This window comes from Ruegeria sp. N4 (assembly GCF_056531425.1).
The window spans coordinates 107,922-123,235 of record NZ_JBQFLT010000011.1; the positions used below are offsets into that span (position 1 = coordinate 107,922).

Sequence of the window (15,314 nt, forward strand, 5' to 3'; positions counted from 1 at the left end):
CTTCATGAGTCGATGGTCAAACCCAGCCGCCGCCGGGGTCGTAAAGACCGGCTGAAGGACACCCTGCAAAGCGAAGGCTCTCTGCCTGTCTGGCCGGGGGTCATGGGCGGTCGTCTCAAACCGCTTTCCCCGGATGAGGTGGCGTTGGTCGAAAGCTCTGCTTTTGCGCTGCTGGAAACGCTTGGTCTAAGTCAGGCCACCCCGTCGATGATCAACAAGGTTGTTGCGGCGGGCGGTGTGCGGACGGGTGACGGGCGATTGCTGTTTCCGCCCGATCTGGTGCGCTGGGCGATTGACGGGGCGCAACGCGGGTTCTCGCTTTGTGGACAGCACCCCGACCGCGACCTTAAAATCGAAGGATCGCGGGTGCATATGTCAACCGGCGGGGCTGCTCCGGGGGTGTTCGACCTTAACACGCACGAGTATCGCGATTCCACGTTGCAGGACCTCTATGATGCGGCCCGGATCGTGGATCAGATGGACAATATCCATCATTTCAGCCGGTCGGTTGTGGCGCGGGATATCGAAGACCCCGCTGTGATGGACCTTAATACCGCTTATGCCTGTCTGGCGGGCACGTCCAAGCATGTGTCGATCTCGATCACTGAACCGCAGAACGTCGCCCAGATCGCCCAGCTTTGTTACGGCATCGCGGGTGGTGAGGCCGCGTTTCGTGCCCGCCCGTTTCTGACCGTCATGGTCTGTCACGTGGTCCCGCCGATGCGCTTCGCGGAAGAGGCCTGCGAGGTGTTGGAACTAGCGATCAGGGCAGGGTTTCCCGTTCAGCTGATCAGCGCCGGTCAGGCCGGGGCGACCAGCCCGGCGACGATTGCCGGGTCGCTGGTGCAGGCGGTGGCGGAAACTCTGGCCGGGCTGGTTTTTGCGCGGTTGGTCGATCCCGAGGTCAAGGCGATCTTTGCGCCCAAACCGCTGGTGGCTGATCTGCGCACCGGTTCCATGAGTGGCGGCGGCGGCGAGCAGGCGATCCTGATGGCGGGTGCAGCGCAGATGGGGCGGCACTGGGATTTGCCCACCAGCTCGATTGCCGGGATCACCGATGCCAAGCGGCTGGACGCCCAATACGGGGCCGAGAAATCATTGGCCGTGACCATGGCCGCCCATGCGGGGTCGAACATCGTCACGCAGGCGGCGGGCATGATGTCGAGCCTTCTGGGTGTCAGCCACGCCGCCTATGTCAGCGACAACGATTTGCTGGGCAATATCCTGCGCACCATTCGCGGGATCGAGGCCACGCCGGAAAACATCGCTGCAGATGTCATTGCAGATGTGTGCCGGGGCGAGGGTCATTATCTGGGCGAAATGCACACGTTCAGCCGGATGAAGTCGGACTATTTCTATCCCGAAATCGGCGACCGTCGGGCCCCGCGTGACTGGGAGGAACACGGCGGACAAAGGATCGGCGACGTCGCCCGCGAACGGGCGCGCGAGATCCTGAACAGCCACTTCCCGGCGCATATCCCCGATCACATCGACCGCAGCTTGCGTGGCAGTTTTGACATCCGTCTGACACGGACCCAAATCGGACGACCTGAATGAAGAATTCTGACCTCAGCCAGCGCGCCCGCGCGGCCCTTCCGGGCGGTGTCAGCCACGAATTGCGCTATCGCGATCCGCATCCCGTCTACATCAAGCACGCGCAGGGGGCCGAGAAGTGGGACAGTGAAGGCCGCCGCTATATCGATTTCAAGATGGGCAGCGCCAGCCAGATGCTGGGCCATGGCCACCCTGCGATCATTGAGGCGATCAGACAGCAGGCCGGACAGTCAATCTTCAGCGCCGATTGTCACGAGGCTGAAATCCTTTGGGCCGAATGGGTCAATCAGTTGTACCCCTGCGCCGAGCGTACGAGGTTCACCGCGTCAGGCAGCGAGGCGACGATGCTCGCCTTGCGTCTGGGCCGCGCGTATTCCGGCAAGGACCACGTGCTGCGTGTGGATGGGCATTACCACGGTTGGCACGACCACGCGCTCAAAGGTGCAAAACCGGGAACAAATCATGCCGCGTCGCTGGGCGTACCAAAGGCGGTGAATGAGTTGATCCATGTCTGCGCGGCAAACCCCGACGCGATGGCAGATGCGCTGCAAGATGATCGTATCGGAACGGTCATCATCGAGGCGTCCGGGGCGAACTACGGATCGGTTCCGTTGTCGAGCGAGACATTGCGGGCACTGCACGACGTGGCGCGGGCGGCGGGTGTGGTGCTGATCTTTGATGAGATCATCACCGGGTTCCGCTGGTCCCCCGGCGGGCGACAGGCCCGAGACGCCATCGTGCCCGACCTGACAACGTTGGCCAAGATCGTCACCGGCGGTCTGCCGGGCGGTGCGGTCTGCGGCCGGGCCGAGATCATGGAGTTGATGAACAACGCGACCATGCGCGACGGCATCGCACCGGCGGTCAGTCATAAGGGCACGTTCAATGCCTCACCGCTGGTTGCCGCTGCAGCCTGCGCCGCAATGCCGTTGCTGGCCAGTGGCGAGGCTCAGGCCAAGGCCGATGCGATGGCGGCGCGGATGCGGGACGGCATGAATGCCGCGATGTCGGATCTGGGTGTTGCCGGGATTACCTATGGCGACAGCTCGGTCTTTCATGTGTTCTTTGGTCAAGACTCTCTGGACGGTCTTGGCCCGGCTCAGATACGCGGTTTGCCCAAATCGACGGTCAAAGCCTACCGCGACGGATTGCTGGCACGCGGGGTGGATATGATGTCCTACACGTCCGGTGTCACCTCGGCGGCGCATGAGCCGCACATGATCGATGAGGCGCTGGAGGCGTTTCGCGCCACGCTGTCCGATATGATCCGCGACGGGGTACTGCCATGACCCTGCCGTCCCATGCCCGCACGGTCATCATCGGTGGCGGCGTCATCGGCTGTTCCATCGCCTATCATCTGGCGCGCGAGGGGCGCACGGATATCGTGGTGCTCGAACGCTCGAAACTGACCAGTGGTACGACGTGGCACGCCGCCGGTCTGGTGCGCCGCCTGCGGCCCTCGGCAACTCTGACCAAGCTGATCAACTATTCGATTGAACTGTACAGGGAGTTGGAGCGTGAAACCGGCCAAGCCACCGGCTGGACCCAGACCGGATCGCTGACGCTGGCCACCAACCCGGACCGGCTGACCAATATCAAACGGCAGGTCTCGCTGGGCCGTGCCTTTGGCCTTGAGGCCGAGGTAGTCGATGCCGCCCGCGCGAAAGAACTATGGCCGCTGATCGAAACCGATGACGTAATCGGCGCGGTCTGGTCCCCGGCGGATGGGCGGGTGAACCCCTCGGACGTGACGCTGGCGCTGTCGAAAGGCGCGCGGGCACGAGGGGTGCGGATTTTCGAGGATACCGCCGTCACCGGCTTGCGGAAAAAGGCCGGGCGTATCTCGGGCGTCACGGTGGGGGATCATGTGATCAAGGCCGACGAGGTGGTGATCGCCTGCGGCCTCTGGTCCCGCGAGGTGGCGGCGATGGCCGGTGCCCATATGCCGCTTTATGCCTGCGAGCATTTCTACATCCTGACCAAACCCCTGCCCGAGGTGCAGGCGCTTGGCAAAGGGGCACATCTGCCGACGCTGAACGATCAGGACGCGTTCCTTTATGCCCGCGATGATGTCGAAGGGCTGCTGGTGGGCTGCTTTGAACCCAACGCCAAGGGCTTGCCGCTGGATCGTTTGCCCCGGCATTTCAGCTTTGATCTGCTGGACGAGGATTGGGACCACTTCATGCCAATGATGGAAAACGCCCTGCGCCGGATTCCCGCGCTGGAGCGGGCCGAGGTGCGGATGCTGCTGAACGGACCCGAAAGCTTTACCCTCGACAGCCAATTCATGCTGGGCGAAAGCCCCGAGGTGCCGGGCCTGTTCCTGATGGGGGGCATGAACTCGACCGGCATCGCGTTGGCTGGTGGCGCGGGCAAGGCGATGGCCGAATGGATCATCGCGGGCGAGCCGACCATGGAGTTGAACGAGGCCGATATTCGCCGGTTCAGCCGCGAGATGAACGTGCTGGGCGCGTTGGAGGCCCGCATCCCCGAGGTGCTGGGCCGCCATTACGACAACCCCTATCCGGGTCGGGCGATGGACAGCGCCCGCGGTCAGCGCCGCTCACCCATTCACGCCGGTCTGGTGGCTGCGGGGGCACTGTTTGAATCGCGCGGCGGCTGGGAGCGCGCCGTACATTTCGGCGGCAAGGCCGCGCACCTGCCTTTGACATTCGGTGTGCCCGCGTGGCGCGATCAGGTCGGGGCCGAGGTCGAGGCCTGCCGCAACGGTGCCGCCATTCTGGATCAATCCGCCTTTGGCAAGATCATGGTGCAGGGGCCGGACGCTTGCGCCTTTCTGAACCGTCTCTGCGCAGCGCAGATGGATATGCCCGTCGGGCGCATCGCCTACAGCCAAATCCTGAACGCACGCGGCGGGGTGGAAAGTGACCTGACCGTGCAGCGCCACGGCCCCGAGACCTATCTGCTGATCACCGGCGCGGGCGAGGTCGTGCGCGTCCTAAAGCGTATGCGCGAGACACGGGGCGATTTCCGGGTGGAATTCACCGACGTGACCAGCGGTTATGCCATTCTGGGACTGGCTGGGGCACAGGCGCGTGCCGTGTTGCAAGCAACCACAAACATGCCGGTCCCTGATCCGAAACGCTTTTACTTCGCGCCGGTCGAGATCGGCCTCGCGCGCGGTTGGGCGGGGCGGCTGAGCTTCACCGGCGAAGAGGGGTACGAGCTTTATATCCAGGCCGACATGGCCATGGCCGCGTATGAGGCGCTGCTAGCTGCCGGGGCCAGCCATGCGGGTCTTTACGCCAGCGGCAGCCTTCGCATCGAAAGCGGGTTCCGCGCTTTCGGGCACGAGCTGACCCCCGGCACCACCCCGCACGAGGCCGGTCTGGACGCATTCTGCGCCATGTGCACCGGGTTTGTGGGCGAAGAGGCGTTGCGGGATCACACGCCCGCACGCCGGATCGTTTCGCTGTTATTCGATGACCCGGATGCGATCCCGATCCATGACGAGCCTGTCTATTTCGAAGGGAAGGTCGCGGGCCAGATCACCTCTGCCGCGTGGAGTTACCGGTTCGGCCGATCTGTTGCGCTGGCAATGATCTCGGGCGCGCCGAGATTTTTCGATGAAAAGTCTTTCACCGCAGATGGCACATGGGCGGTGGAGGTGGAAATCGCCTGCACCCGCTTTACCGCCCGCGCCGCCCTGAAACCCGCCAAAGAGGCGTTCCAATGAGCGATACGACCCGCACCACTCAGGTCGCGATCATCGGCGGCGGGATCATGGGCGTCGCCGCCCAGTTTCAGCTGGCTGAAAACGGCTGGACAGACACGATCCTGTTTGAAAAGGCCGAACTGACCTCCGGTTCCACATGGCATGCGGCGGGCCAGATCGCCCATGCGGTCGGCAGCCGGATCGCGGGCTGGATTAACAAGACCTCGATCGAGACCTACAAGCGCGTCGAGGCAGAGACCGGCCAGAGCATCGGCTGGCATCAGGTCGGCGGCTTCCGAATCGCCACCACCGATGATGAGGTCGACTGGATGAAGTCGATCATGGGGGTCGGCAGGCTGCTGGACCTGCCGATGGAACTGGTCGGGCCCGAGGAAGTGGCCAAAGGCAACCCCTTCTACCGGACCTCTGACATCAAGGCCGCCGTGCAGACCTTTGAAGACGGCCATATCGATCCATCCGGTGTCACCATGGCGCTGGCCGCTGCCTCCCGCGCGCGGGGGGCCAGGATCGAGCGGCACACCCGCGTCACCGGCGCATCGCGCAAGGGTGATATGTGGCGTCTGGCGACGGAAAAGGGTGATGTTCTGGCCCAGCATGTGGTGATCGCCGCAGGCTCGTATGCCAATCAGGTGGGGGAATGGTTCGGGTTGAAAATCCCGTCAATGTCTTGCCTGCATCACTATCTGGTCACGGATACGGTGCCCGAGTTTCTCGACCGTCCGGAATTGCCCGTCATGCGCGACAATGCCTTTGGCGGCTATATCCGGCAGGAGCAGAAATCGGGACTGATCGGGATTTATGAAGGCCATGTCTGCCCCACGGTTTGGGAAATGCCGCAAGGCGCGCCATGGGCGGCAGAGAATGAATTGTTCGAGGCCGATTACGACTCGATTGGCGATTTTCTGATGGTGGCATTCGGCAAGATGCCCGTACTGGCCGAACTGGGAATCAGGCGGGTGGTGCGCGGGGCGATCACCCATACGCCGGATGGCGGGATGCTGGTGGGGCCGTCGGGTGCGCCGAATGTCTGGCTGTCCTGCGGGTCTTCGATCGGGCTCGCATGGGGCGGTGGGGCTGGCAAGGTGCTGGCCGACTGGATGGTGCATGGCGAAACCCAGATCAACACCCGTGGGATGGACCCGCGCCGCTATGGCGATTTCAGCACCGACAATTTCATCACCGAGCGCACCAAGGACGAGTTCATGCGCCGCCATGACACACCTTGCCCCGGCAAGCAGTTCGACAGCCTGCGCCCACTGAATCGCCATCCGCTTTATGACCGGCTGGCCGCCAAGGGCGCGGTGTTTGGCGAGGTCGCGGGCTGGGAACGCCCGCGCTATTTCGGTGCGGTGGGTGAGGTCGAGCAGATCGGCTGGGGCCACCAGACCTGGCATCAAAACGCCATGGCCGAGGCCAAAGCGACTCGTACCGCCGCTGGCGTGATCGACCTCTGCGCCTTTGCCCAGTTCGAGATCATCGGCAAGGATGCGGGCGCCTTGCTCGACCGGCTGTCGGCCAACAAAATCCCCGCCACAGACGGACGGGTAAGCCTGAACCACCTGTTGACTCCGAAGGGCAGGTTCGAGACCGAAATCACCATCTGGCGCATCGCCAAGGGTCGCTATTTCACCGGTTCCGCCATCGCGCGGGCGAACCCGGATTTTGACTGGATCAAATCCCATATCCGACCCGGTGAAGATGTGCAGATGGTCAATCGCAGCGCCGATTGGGGGATGCTGGCCCTGTCCGGCCCGGCGTCGCGCCGGATCATGGCGGAACTGACCGAGGTCGACCTCGGCAACGCTGCCTTCCCCTGGCTGTCGGGGCAAGAGATCACCGCTGCCGGTATCCCCTGCTATGCGCTGCGGATGTCTTTTGTGGGTGAGCTCGGGTGGGAATTGCACGTGCCGCTGGGCCGGATCGGCGCGCTCTATGATGCGCTGTTTGAGGCTGGTGCCAAGCGCGGCCTTGTCGATCTGGGCTCTTACGCGTTCAACGGGATGCGGATGGAGAAAGCCTATCGCGCCAGCGGCGAGCTGACTACGGATGTCGGTCCGTTCGACGTTGGGCTCGACCGCTTTGTCCGCGCCGAAGGTCGCGATTTCATCGGCAAGGATGCTCTTTTGGCTCGCGATCCGGATTGGCAGCTCTTCTATGCGGAACTCTATGCCGACGGCATCGATATTCATGGCGGCGAGCCTGTGTTGCTGAACGGCACGCCCGTTGGCCTGACCACCTCGGGCGGGTATGGCTATACGGTGGGCAAGTCGCTGGGCTGGCTGTTCGTGCGCAAAGGCACCCCGCGCGATGGCCTCAGCGTGCAAATCCTGAACCGTGCCATCCCCGTGACCGTGCATGACGACGCCATCTTTGACCCGCAAAACCTGAGACCCCGATCCGAGGACTAGACCCATGACCCACATCACCGGCGGCGAGGCCGTCCATCGCGTGCTCAAGGCCAATGGGATCGACACCGTGTTCGGCCTGCTGGGCGGCTCGATGCTTGAACTCTATGACGCGATGTATCAGGGCGGCGAAATCGGTTACGTGGGCGCACGCGATGAACGGGCGGCGGGGCATATGGCCGATGCCTGGGCGCGGATGACCGGCAAGCCCGGAGTTGTTCTGGGCGCGCAGGCCGGGCCGGGCGTGGTCAATATCGTCACCGCCGTGGCCGAGGCGCATCTGGCCTATTCCCCGCTGGTGGTCATCGCAGGCGCAATCACGCGGGCCGATCAGCACAAGGACACGTTTCAGGAGGTCGATCAGGTGGCGCTGTTTGCCCCGATCTCCAAACGCTCGGTCATGGTTACGGACCCGTCGCGTCTGGTCCCGATGCTCGAGGATGCAATAAGGCTGGCGAATACGGGCCGTCGCGGGCCGGTTGTGCTGCACGTGCCGCGCGACCTGTTTGCGGCTGAGGTGCCTGCGGTTGACCCGGTGCCAGTGAACATCGCCCGGCCCGGTCCTGCGGCCTCCGAAGATGTTGCCGCCATCGCCGCGCTTCTGGGTGAAGCCAAACGCCCGGTGATTTTTGCCGGCGGTGGCTTCAAATGGAGCGCCGGGCGAGACGCGCTAACCGCTTTGGCCGAGACGCTTGAGGTGCCGGTGGTTGCATCAACCGGCCATGCCGACGTGATGCGCCACGGACACCCGTGGTTTGCGGGGCAGGCCGGGCCACGTGGCAACCGGGTGGCCAGCCGGTTGACGAAAGAGGCGGATGTGATGGTCGTGCTTGGGGCACGGCTGGGGTTCAACTCGACCTTTCATTCAAACGAATATGTGGGGGCCGAGACGTGGATTGCCCATGTGGATATCGACGGATCTGCGGTGGGGCGCTATTTCCCGGCTGAAATCGCGGCGCAGGGGGATGCGCGCCTGACTGCCGAGGTGCTGACCGATGCGGCCGCTAAACCTGATTGCGATCCATGGCGTGATGCGTTTCGTGCCGACATGGAGACCCTTCGGGCCGAGCGCGCCGAGGAAGCAGCAATCGAGACCCTGCCCATGCATCCCCGCCGTGCCTTGGGCGAGCTGCGCGACGCGCTGCCCGAAAACGCCATCGTCACGCTGGACACCGGCAACACCTGCCTTCAAGCCGCTGATCGGCTGGCGCATTATGAGCCTCTGTCGCTGATCACCCCTTTGGATTTCGGATTGGTCGGCTTTGGCCTGCCCGCCGCCATCGGGGCCAAGGCCGCAGCCCCCGACCGGCCCGTTGTTGCCGTCATGGGCGACGGTGCGGTGGGGTATACGATGATCGAAATCCAGACCGCCATCTCACACAATCTGCCCATCGTGATCGTGGTTCTGGATAATGAGGCATGGGGGGCCGAGAAAGCCTATCAGCAGGAGTTCTATGGCGGACGTCTGTTGGGGGCCGAAATCCAGTCCCCCCGCTTTGACAAATTCGCGGAACTTTGTGGCGGCAAAGGCATCTGGGTCGATGGCCCCGGTGGTATGGGTCCCGCGTTGCAACAGGCATTAGCCTCGGGGGAAACAACTGTTATTCAGGCCAAAATCGACCCCGGCGCGCTGATGACACTGCGCAAGGATTTGTTCAAAGCATCGCAGCGCCGGGAATAGGGGTGATCTTGCTGATCCGGGTTGGGATGGATCACCCCTCCGCCGGTGTCACCGCCCGCTGATACAGGTGCCATGTGGTGTGCCCAAGGATCGGCAGGGTGAAGATCAGGCCCAGAAACGCCGGTGCCATCGACAGCAACATCGTGACCGAGATGATCGCCGCCCAGCCCAGCATGACGACCGGGCTTTCGTTGACGACCCGAATGGACGTGAGTATCGCCGACACGAAATTGATTTCCCGGTCCAGCAGCATTGGCATGGCAACGACAGTCACCGCAAACAGAACGGCTGACAGCAACGCGCCTATGCAGGTGCCGACAGCAAGGAAGGTCCAGCCCTGCGGCGTGAAGAAAACGGTGTTCAGAAACCCGTCGAAATCCGAGAAAGACGCATTCTGCAGGATGATCGCAAGCCAAAGCCGAACCTGGTAAATCCAGACCCAGAAGATGAACAGGGTGACAAAGGCCATCCAGCCCATCTCGCGTTTGCGTTGATTGGCCATGACAGTCAGGATCTCTGACCAGCCGAAACTCTGGCCCATTTGCAAACGGCGGGACATTTCATACAGGCCCGCCGCGGCAAACGGCGCAACAAGCGGAAAGCCGACAATGGCGGGGATGATCATCCAGATTTTTCCCAGCCAGATCAGGCACCAAACCAGCAGGATACCGAAAACCGCATAGAACAGGCCGAAAAAACCGCTCATGAAAGGGCGCGCCAGAAAGTCGGAAAACCCGGCTTTCAGAGATGCGGTGATGTCTTCCGCTGTCACCTTGTTGATCTTGGGCGCGGCTGGCTGCTGCGGCGCCAGATTGTCAGGTGGCGTGGATCCTGCGGTTTTGGATGTCATGGCACATCCCTCCTCCGCAGATCAGTTTGCATCAGGTGGTGCATCAGGGCAAGCGAGGTGAATGGCGCAGGTTGGCAGTGTCGCTTGGTTCACCTGCGCTCGGTCAGCAGATCACTTGCTTTCTCGCCAATCATGATCGCGGGCGCATTGGTGTTCCCGCTGACGATTTCCGGCATGATCGAGCAATCGGCAACGCGCAGGTTATCGATCCCCTTCACCTTCAGTTCCGGGTCCACAACCGCGTTTTCCGAGGTGCCCATCGCGCAGGTTCCGGTGGGGTGATAGATCGAAACCGAGTTCGACCGTGCCCAATCCAACGTGCCTTCATAGTCGTCGCAAGACAGGTCCGAGGTTGGCCGGAATTCCTCGGAGATCTTCGAGGCCAGCGGGTTGTGGGTGGCGATCTTGCGCGCGATGTTCACGCCGGCGACGATGGTTCGGCAATCGGTTTCCGTTGAAAGGTAGTTGGGGATGATCTTCACGTATTTGGACGGGTCGGGACCATCCAATTGCAGCTCTCCCCGGCTTTCGGGGCGAAGCTGGCAGACCGACATGGTGAAGGCGGAAAACGGATGTACGCCTTCGCCAGGGCTGTCGGCGGACCATGGCTGAACATGGAATTGAATATCTGGCGTCTGTACATCCGGGCGGGTTTTCAGGAAGCCGGTTGCCAGGCTGGCCGCCATCGTCATCGGGCCTGCGCGGAACAGCGCATATTTCAGCGCGATACGCGCCTGATTGAACAGGCTGCGCACCTCGTCATTCAACGTGGGTTCGTTGCATCTGAACACCAGACGGGCCTGCAGGTGATCCTGTAGCCCCTTGCCGACAGCGGGTAAGGCGTGGGTCGGTTCAATCCCATTGGCTTTCAGGTGGTCAGGGTCTCCGATCCCGGAGAGCATCAGGATTTGAGGCGAGTTGATCGCGCCGCCGGACAGAATGATCTCGCGACGTACCTTCAACGTCTTGGTTTCGCCGGACCGGTCCCGATAGATCACTCCGGTCGCCTGTTTCCCGTCCAGTTCGATCTTTGTCACCAGGGCATGGGTGATGATGTTCAGGTTGTCGCGATTGCGGATAGGTTTGAGATAGGCCACAGCCGCGCTGCACCGTCGTCCATTGCGTGTTGTCAGTTGGAAATAGCCGACACCTTCTTGTTCGGCCCCGTTGTAATCGGCGTTGAACGGGTAGCCCGCAGCCTGCGCCGCTGCGACCCAGGCGTCGCAGATCGGGCGTTGGATGCGCATGTTCGACACGGACAAGGGCCCGCCGACTCCGTGGAAATCATCCTCGCCCCGTTCCTGATCCTCGCAACGTTTGAACAGGGGCAGCACGTCGTCCCAGCCCCAGCCGATATTCCCCATCTGGCGCCAGCGGTCATAATCCTCTTTCTGTCCGCGCACATAAAGAAGACCGTTCAGCGAGGACGATCCCCCAAGAACCTTTCCCCGCGGCCAGTCAATCGAACGTCCGTTCAGGCCGGGGTCGGGTTCGGTCCGATAGCACCAATCGACCGAGGGGTTGTGCATGGTTTTGAAATAGCCGACCGGGATGTGAATCCACGGGTTGGTATCTGGCCCACCGGCTTCCAGAAGGGCGACCTTGGTATTGGGATCGGCGCTGAGCCGATTGGCGATGACACAGCCCGAAGACCCTGCTCCGACAATCGCATAATCCACTTCCATGATCGCCTCCTTCCAACGTCGTTGAAAAAAACTCTATGCAAGATGCAGGAATTATACTAGCATTTTTTGATACAAAACGTCTCAATAATTGCGATCAGGGAGGTAAGCAATGGAGATCGGTAAGAAACTAAGCGGGATTTCACGGCGGGATTTCTTCCGCGTGGCCGGGCGCTATGGCATGAGCTCGACGCTGCTGGCCGCAGGCGGATTCGGTGGCGCGATGAGTCTGGCGAATTTGGCGCAGGCCGCTGAATCGAATTATGAAAAACGCTTCTCGAAAGAGCCGAAACATACGCTGAAATTTGGCGCTTCGGGCTTCAATACCCGCAACCTTCTGATCGAGCGCGCCGGGGCCATCGAATTCGCCCGTGACCTTGAAGAACGCACAGATGGTGAGATTCGCATCGAGTTCATCGGCGACAATCAGATCTGCGGACAGCTGAGCTGTGTCGAGAAAACCCAGCAGGGCATTGTCGATATCTATGCGGCTTCGACCCAGAACTCGGCCGGTGGTGCGCCCTATCTGAACGTGCTGGACTATGCCTATATGTTCCCCAGCCGCGCGGCGCAGTATCACTTCTTCTACAGCCCCGCCAGCCAGCGCATCCTGCGCGACCCGCTGGAAAAACGGCACGGGCTGAAGTTCCTGTTCACACATTGCGAGCTGCGCGGTCTGCAAATGGGATCAACCTTTGCCGACAAGCCAACCGTCACCAAGCTGGAGGAACTGTTCGGCACCAAGAACCGCGTGACGGGCACTCAGCTGGGCCGGATCGCCATGCAGCTTTTGAACCTGAACCCGGTTCCGGTGGCGTGGGAAGAAACGCTGGATGCGCTGAAAACCGGTCTGATCGATGGGGCCGAAACATGGGCCTCGGCTGTGGCTTATGCCAACATGGCACCAGTGGTATCGCAGTCGGTGAACCTGAAGTTCTTCTGCGGGACCGAGCATACCTCGATGTCGGCCAAGGTCTTCGATAGCCTTGGCGGTGAGTTGCAGGATGCCGTGATGGAGTCCTCATACTTCACTCAGGCACTGATTCAGGGCGCAAACGAGGCGGCGCTGTTGAACACCGTTGGCTTTTCGGACCCGCAACTGCCGGGCACGATCTTTGCTGAAAACGGCGTGCGCGCGGCCTTCCTGCCGGATGATCAGATCAAACTGGCCGAAGAGATGTGTGCCCCCAACTTCAACCCCGAGCCGTGGGCGCAGTGGCGTGAGCGTCTGAACAAATGGGCGGGTGGCATCGACACCTATCAAGAGATCTACGACATCGCGCGCGAGATCCCGGCAGATATGCTGCCCGAGAATGTCGAGCCGCGCCGCTGGTGGATGGGTCAGGCCTGATAAGCTGATGCGAACCGGCCCCACGCGGGCCGGTTCCAAAAAACACACCGACTGGGAGGACGGGGTACATGTCGTTTTGGGCAGATATCGGCGCGATTTTCAGCGCTTTTCTCAGCCAGGATTCGTTCGAGATTCAATCCGCATTGGAATCCGATGCCGCATGGGTTTTGGGTGCAATTGTCTCGGCCATCGGGGGGTTCGTGATCATGCTGATCTATCGGGCAGTTCCCTTTGTCGAACGTCATTTCGAACGGTCGGTGATGGTGTATTCCTACCTCGCGATTGCCCTGATCATCTTTTGGGGTGTGATCGACCGGTTCGTGTTCAACGATCAAGAGCCGTGGTCGACCACGATCCCTCCGCTGCTGTTCATGGTGATGGCTTGGTTCGGAGCCTCCTACAACGTCCGCCTGCGCACGCATCTGAGCTTTAGCGAGTTTCGCACGGCCATGCCGCGCGGCGGGCAACTGGCCTGTCTGATCCTGGATGCGGTGCTGTGGTTCATCTTTGCGGTGATCGTCATCGTGACCACGACCCGGTTGGTGGCGCTCTCGGCGTCCAACTTCCAGATCGTTCTGGGCACCGACAATATCATGCAGTGGTGGTTTCTACTGGCTGCGCCACTGTCCTTCTTTCTGATGGTCGGGCGCGTGTTTCAAAACCTTGCCGACGATCTGCGCAACTGGAAAACAGGCGAGCCGCTGATCAAGCAGGCCGTGATCGGAGCAGACTGATGACAGATGGAACCATGGTCACACTGATCTCGCTAGGGGTTACTTTCCTATTCATGCTGGGCGTGCCGGTGCTGTTGGTCATCGGCTATTGGGTCATCGGCTGTTCCTTTGTCCTCGGCCTGACGCTGGACAATATGGGCGCTGAATTGCTGAACGTGTTCAACAAAGGCTTTGCCCTGCTGGCGATGCCCCTGTTCATCCTGACCGGAGACCTGATCAACAAGTCCGGTATCGCCCGACGGCTCAGCGATTTCGCCTATGCCTGTCTGGGCTGGATACGGGGTGGGCTGGCGATGGCCTCGCTTGGGGCCTGCGGGCTGTTCGCGGCAATCTCAGGGTCGAACTCGGCCACGACGGCCACCATCGGTTCGATGCTGCACCCCGAGATGGTCAAGGGCGGCTATGACGAACGGTTCAGCGCCGCGACAGCAGCGGCGGGCGGCACGGTGGGGATCATCATCCCGCCGTCGATTATCTTCATCGTCTACGGGTTCCTGATGAATCTGCCGATCTCTGAGCTGTTCGTCGCCGGTATCCTGCCCGGCGCGCTGATGGTCTTTGGCATGCAGTTTGCCTGCTGGATCATCTGCCGCATGAACGGCTGGGGCCATCTGATCCCGCTGCAACTGAACCGCGTTCTGAAAACCGCGTTCGGAGCATGGCTTGGCTTCTTCGCCATCGGGCTTGTGTTGTGGGGCATCTATACAGGCAAATTCTCACCCACCGAGGCGGCGGGCGTGACCGTGGGATTCTGTGTCATCGCGGGTCTGGTCAGCTATCCGATCAACCGCATCATGGGTGCGCGGAATGACATTCCACCCACCGAAAAGACCTTTGCCGAGATGTTCGTGGTCGAAGGCTTCACGATCCCGGAAATTCCGTCAATTGTGATCCGCTCAGCCCAGATTACTGGCATCCTTGCGCCGTTGATCGCGATTTCAGTGGTGATGCAGCAAATCCTGTCCCTGCTGGGGGCACAGGAAACCATCGGGAATTTCGTGACCTCGATGGGTGGCTACCATGCAGTTCTGTTTACCTCGATGGTGATTGTCTTCTTCTCGGGCATGGTGCTGGAAAGCCTGCCGGTGACCATCATCCTTGCGCCAATCCTTGCGCCGATTGCGGCATCGGTGGGTATCGATCCGATCCACTTCTCGGTGATCTTTCTAGTCGGCGCGTCCATCGGGTTCATTACGCCTCCGTACGGGTTGAACCTGTATGTGGCGTCGGGCGTGACCGGCGTGCCCTATTTCCGGCTTCTGCGCTATACGGTTCCCTATCTGGTGGCACTGCTGTCGGTCTGGATTCTGGTTTCGCTGGTGCCCGATCTGGCCTTGATCCTGCTGCCAAATAACTAGAC

Annotated in this window: 10 protein-coding genes; 8 read left to right on the plus strand and 2 right to left on the minus strand. The window is 61.5% G+C overall.

All coding sequences use genetic code 11. The annotated features are described in order from the left end of the window. Nucleotides 1-12 precede the first annotated feature (12 nt). From ACR0LW_RS16410 to ACR0LW_RS16430, 5 genes are read left to right on the plus strand one after another with little or no spacing between them, the layout of a single operon-like run. The gene (locus ACR0LW_RS16410) at nt 13-1,557 is read left to right on the plus strand and encodes a trimethylamine methyltransferase family protein (protein WP_480883335.1); all 1,545 of its coding nucleotides are present in this window, start codon (nt 13-15) and stop codon (nt 1,555-1,557) included. Beyond that, nucleotides 1,554-2,843, plus strand: coding sequence for an aspartate aminotransferase family protein (locus tag ACR0LW_RS16415; RefSeq protein WP_480883337.1), 1,290 nt, complete (start codon nt 1,554-1,556; stop codon nt 2,841-2,843). Before ACR0LW_RS16410 ends, ACR0LW_RS16415 begins: the two co-directional genes overlap by 4 nt. Continuing rightward, nucleotides 2,840-5,251, plus strand: a complete 2,412-nt coding sequence (locus tag ACR0LW_RS16420) for a GcvT family protein (RefSeq protein WP_480883339.1) — start codon at nt 2,840-2,842, stop codon at nt 5,249-5,251. The genes ACR0LW_RS16415 and ACR0LW_RS16420 overlap by 4 nt, the downstream gene beginning before the upstream one ends. Next, entirely contained in the window at nt 5,248-7,659 is a 2,412-nt protein-coding gene (locus ACR0LW_RS16425) for an FAD-dependent oxidoreductase (protein WP_480883341.1), read from the plus strand. The genes ACR0LW_RS16420 and ACR0LW_RS16425 overlap by 4 nt, the downstream gene beginning before the upstream one ends. 4 nt (nt 7,660-7,663) lie before the next feature. Beyond that, nucleotides 7,664-9,337 carry a thiamine pyrophosphate-binding protein gene (locus ACR0LW_RS16430; RefSeq protein ID WP_480883343.1) on the plus strand — a complete coding sequence of 558 codons (1,674 nt, stop codon included), beginning with the start codon at nt 7,664-7,666 and terminating at the stop codon, nt 9,335-9,337. A gap of 31 nt (nt 9,338-9,368) precedes the next feature. On the opposite strand, the gene ACR0LW_RS16435 is transcribed toward ACR0LW_RS16430, so the two are convergent. Then, the gene (locus ACR0LW_RS16435; protein ID WP_480883345.1) at nt 9,369-10,187 is read right to left on the minus strand and encodes a DUF2189 domain-containing protein; all 819 of its coding nucleotides are present in this window, start codon (nt 10,185-10,187) and stop codon (nt 9,369-9,371) included. An 89-nt stretch (nt 10,188-10,276) separates the two neighbouring features. After that, nucleotides 10,277-11,872, minus strand: a complete 1,596-nt coding sequence (locus ACR0LW_RS16440) for a GMC family oxidoreductase (RefSeq protein ID WP_480883347.1) — start codon at nt 11,870-11,872, stop codon at nt 10,277-10,279. 109 nt (nt 11,873-11,981) lie between these two features. Here ACR0LW_RS16440 and ACR0LW_RS16445 point away from each other — a divergent pair, with 109 nt between their 5' ends. The 3 genes from ACR0LW_RS16445 (at nt 11,982) to ACR0LW_RS16455 (ending at nt 15,312) form a co-directional block, all read left to right on the plus strand. Continuing rightward, nucleotides 11,982-13,220, plus strand: coding sequence for a TRAP transporter substrate-binding protein (locus ACR0LW_RS16445; protein WP_170521586.1), 1,239 nt, complete (start codon nt 11,982-11,984; stop codon nt 13,218-13,220). A 68-nt stretch (nt 13,221-13,288) separates the two neighbouring features. Next, on the plus strand, nt 13,289-13,954 hold the full coding sequence (locus ACR0LW_RS16450) for a TRAP transporter small permease subunit (protein ID WP_170521588.1): 666 nt from the start codon (nt 13,289-13,291) through the stop codon (nt 13,952-13,954). After that, nucleotides 13,954-15,312: a TRAP transporter large permease gene (locus ACR0LW_RS16455; protein WP_170429642.1), complete on the plus strand. Its 1,359-nt coding sequence runs from the start codon at nt 13,954-13,956 to the stop codon at nt 15,310-15,312. The genes ACR0LW_RS16450 and ACR0LW_RS16455 overlap by 1 nt, the downstream gene beginning before the upstream one ends. The last annotated feature ends 2 nt before the right edge of the window (nt 15,313-15,314 follow it).

What these genes read in the sequence shown, in the direction of transcription:
- ACR0LW_RS16420 (WP_480883339.1), top strand. Translation starts at nt 2,840, where the DNA reads ATGACCCTGCCGTCCCATGCCCGCACGGTCATCATCGGTGGCGGCGTC.
- ACR0LW_RS16430 (WP_480883343.1), top strand. Translation starts at nt 7,664, where the DNA reads ATGACCCACATCACCGGCGGCGAGGCCGTCCATCGCGTGCTCAAGGCC.
- ACR0LW_RS16450 (WP_170521588.1), top strand. Translation starts at nt 13,289, where the DNA reads ATGTCGTTTTGGGCAGATATCGGCGCGATTTTCAGCGCTTTTCTCAGC.
- ACR0LW_RS16410 (WP_480883335.1), top strand. Translation starts at nt 13, where the DNA reads ATGGTCAAACCCAGCCGCCGCCGGGGTCGTAAAGACCGGCTGAAGGAC.
- ACR0LW_RS16415 (WP_480883337.1), top strand. Translation starts at nt 1,554, where the DNA reads ATGAAGAATTCTGACCTCAGCCAGCGCGCCCGCGCGGCCCTTCCGGGC.
- ACR0LW_RS16445 (WP_170521586.1), top strand. Translation starts at nt 11,982, where the DNA reads ATGGAGATCGGTAAGAAACTAAGCGGGATTTCACGGCGGGATTTCTTC.
- ACR0LW_RS16435 (WP_480883345.1), bottom strand. Translation starts at nt 10,187, where the DNA reads ATGACATCCAAAACCGCAGGATCCACGCCACCTGACAATCTGGCGCCG.
- ACR0LW_RS16440 (WP_480883347.1), bottom strand. Translation starts at nt 11,872, where the DNA reads ATGGAAGTGGATTATGCGATTGTCGGAGCAGGGTCTTCGGGCTGTGTC.
- ACR0LW_RS16425 (WP_480883341.1), top strand. Translation starts at nt 5,248, where the DNA reads ATGAGCGATACGACCCGCACCACTCAGGTCGCGATCATCGGCGGCGGG.
- ACR0LW_RS16455 (WP_170429642.1), top strand. Translation starts at nt 13,954, where the DNA reads ATGACAGATGGAACCATGGTCACACTGATCTCGCTAGGGGTTACTTTC.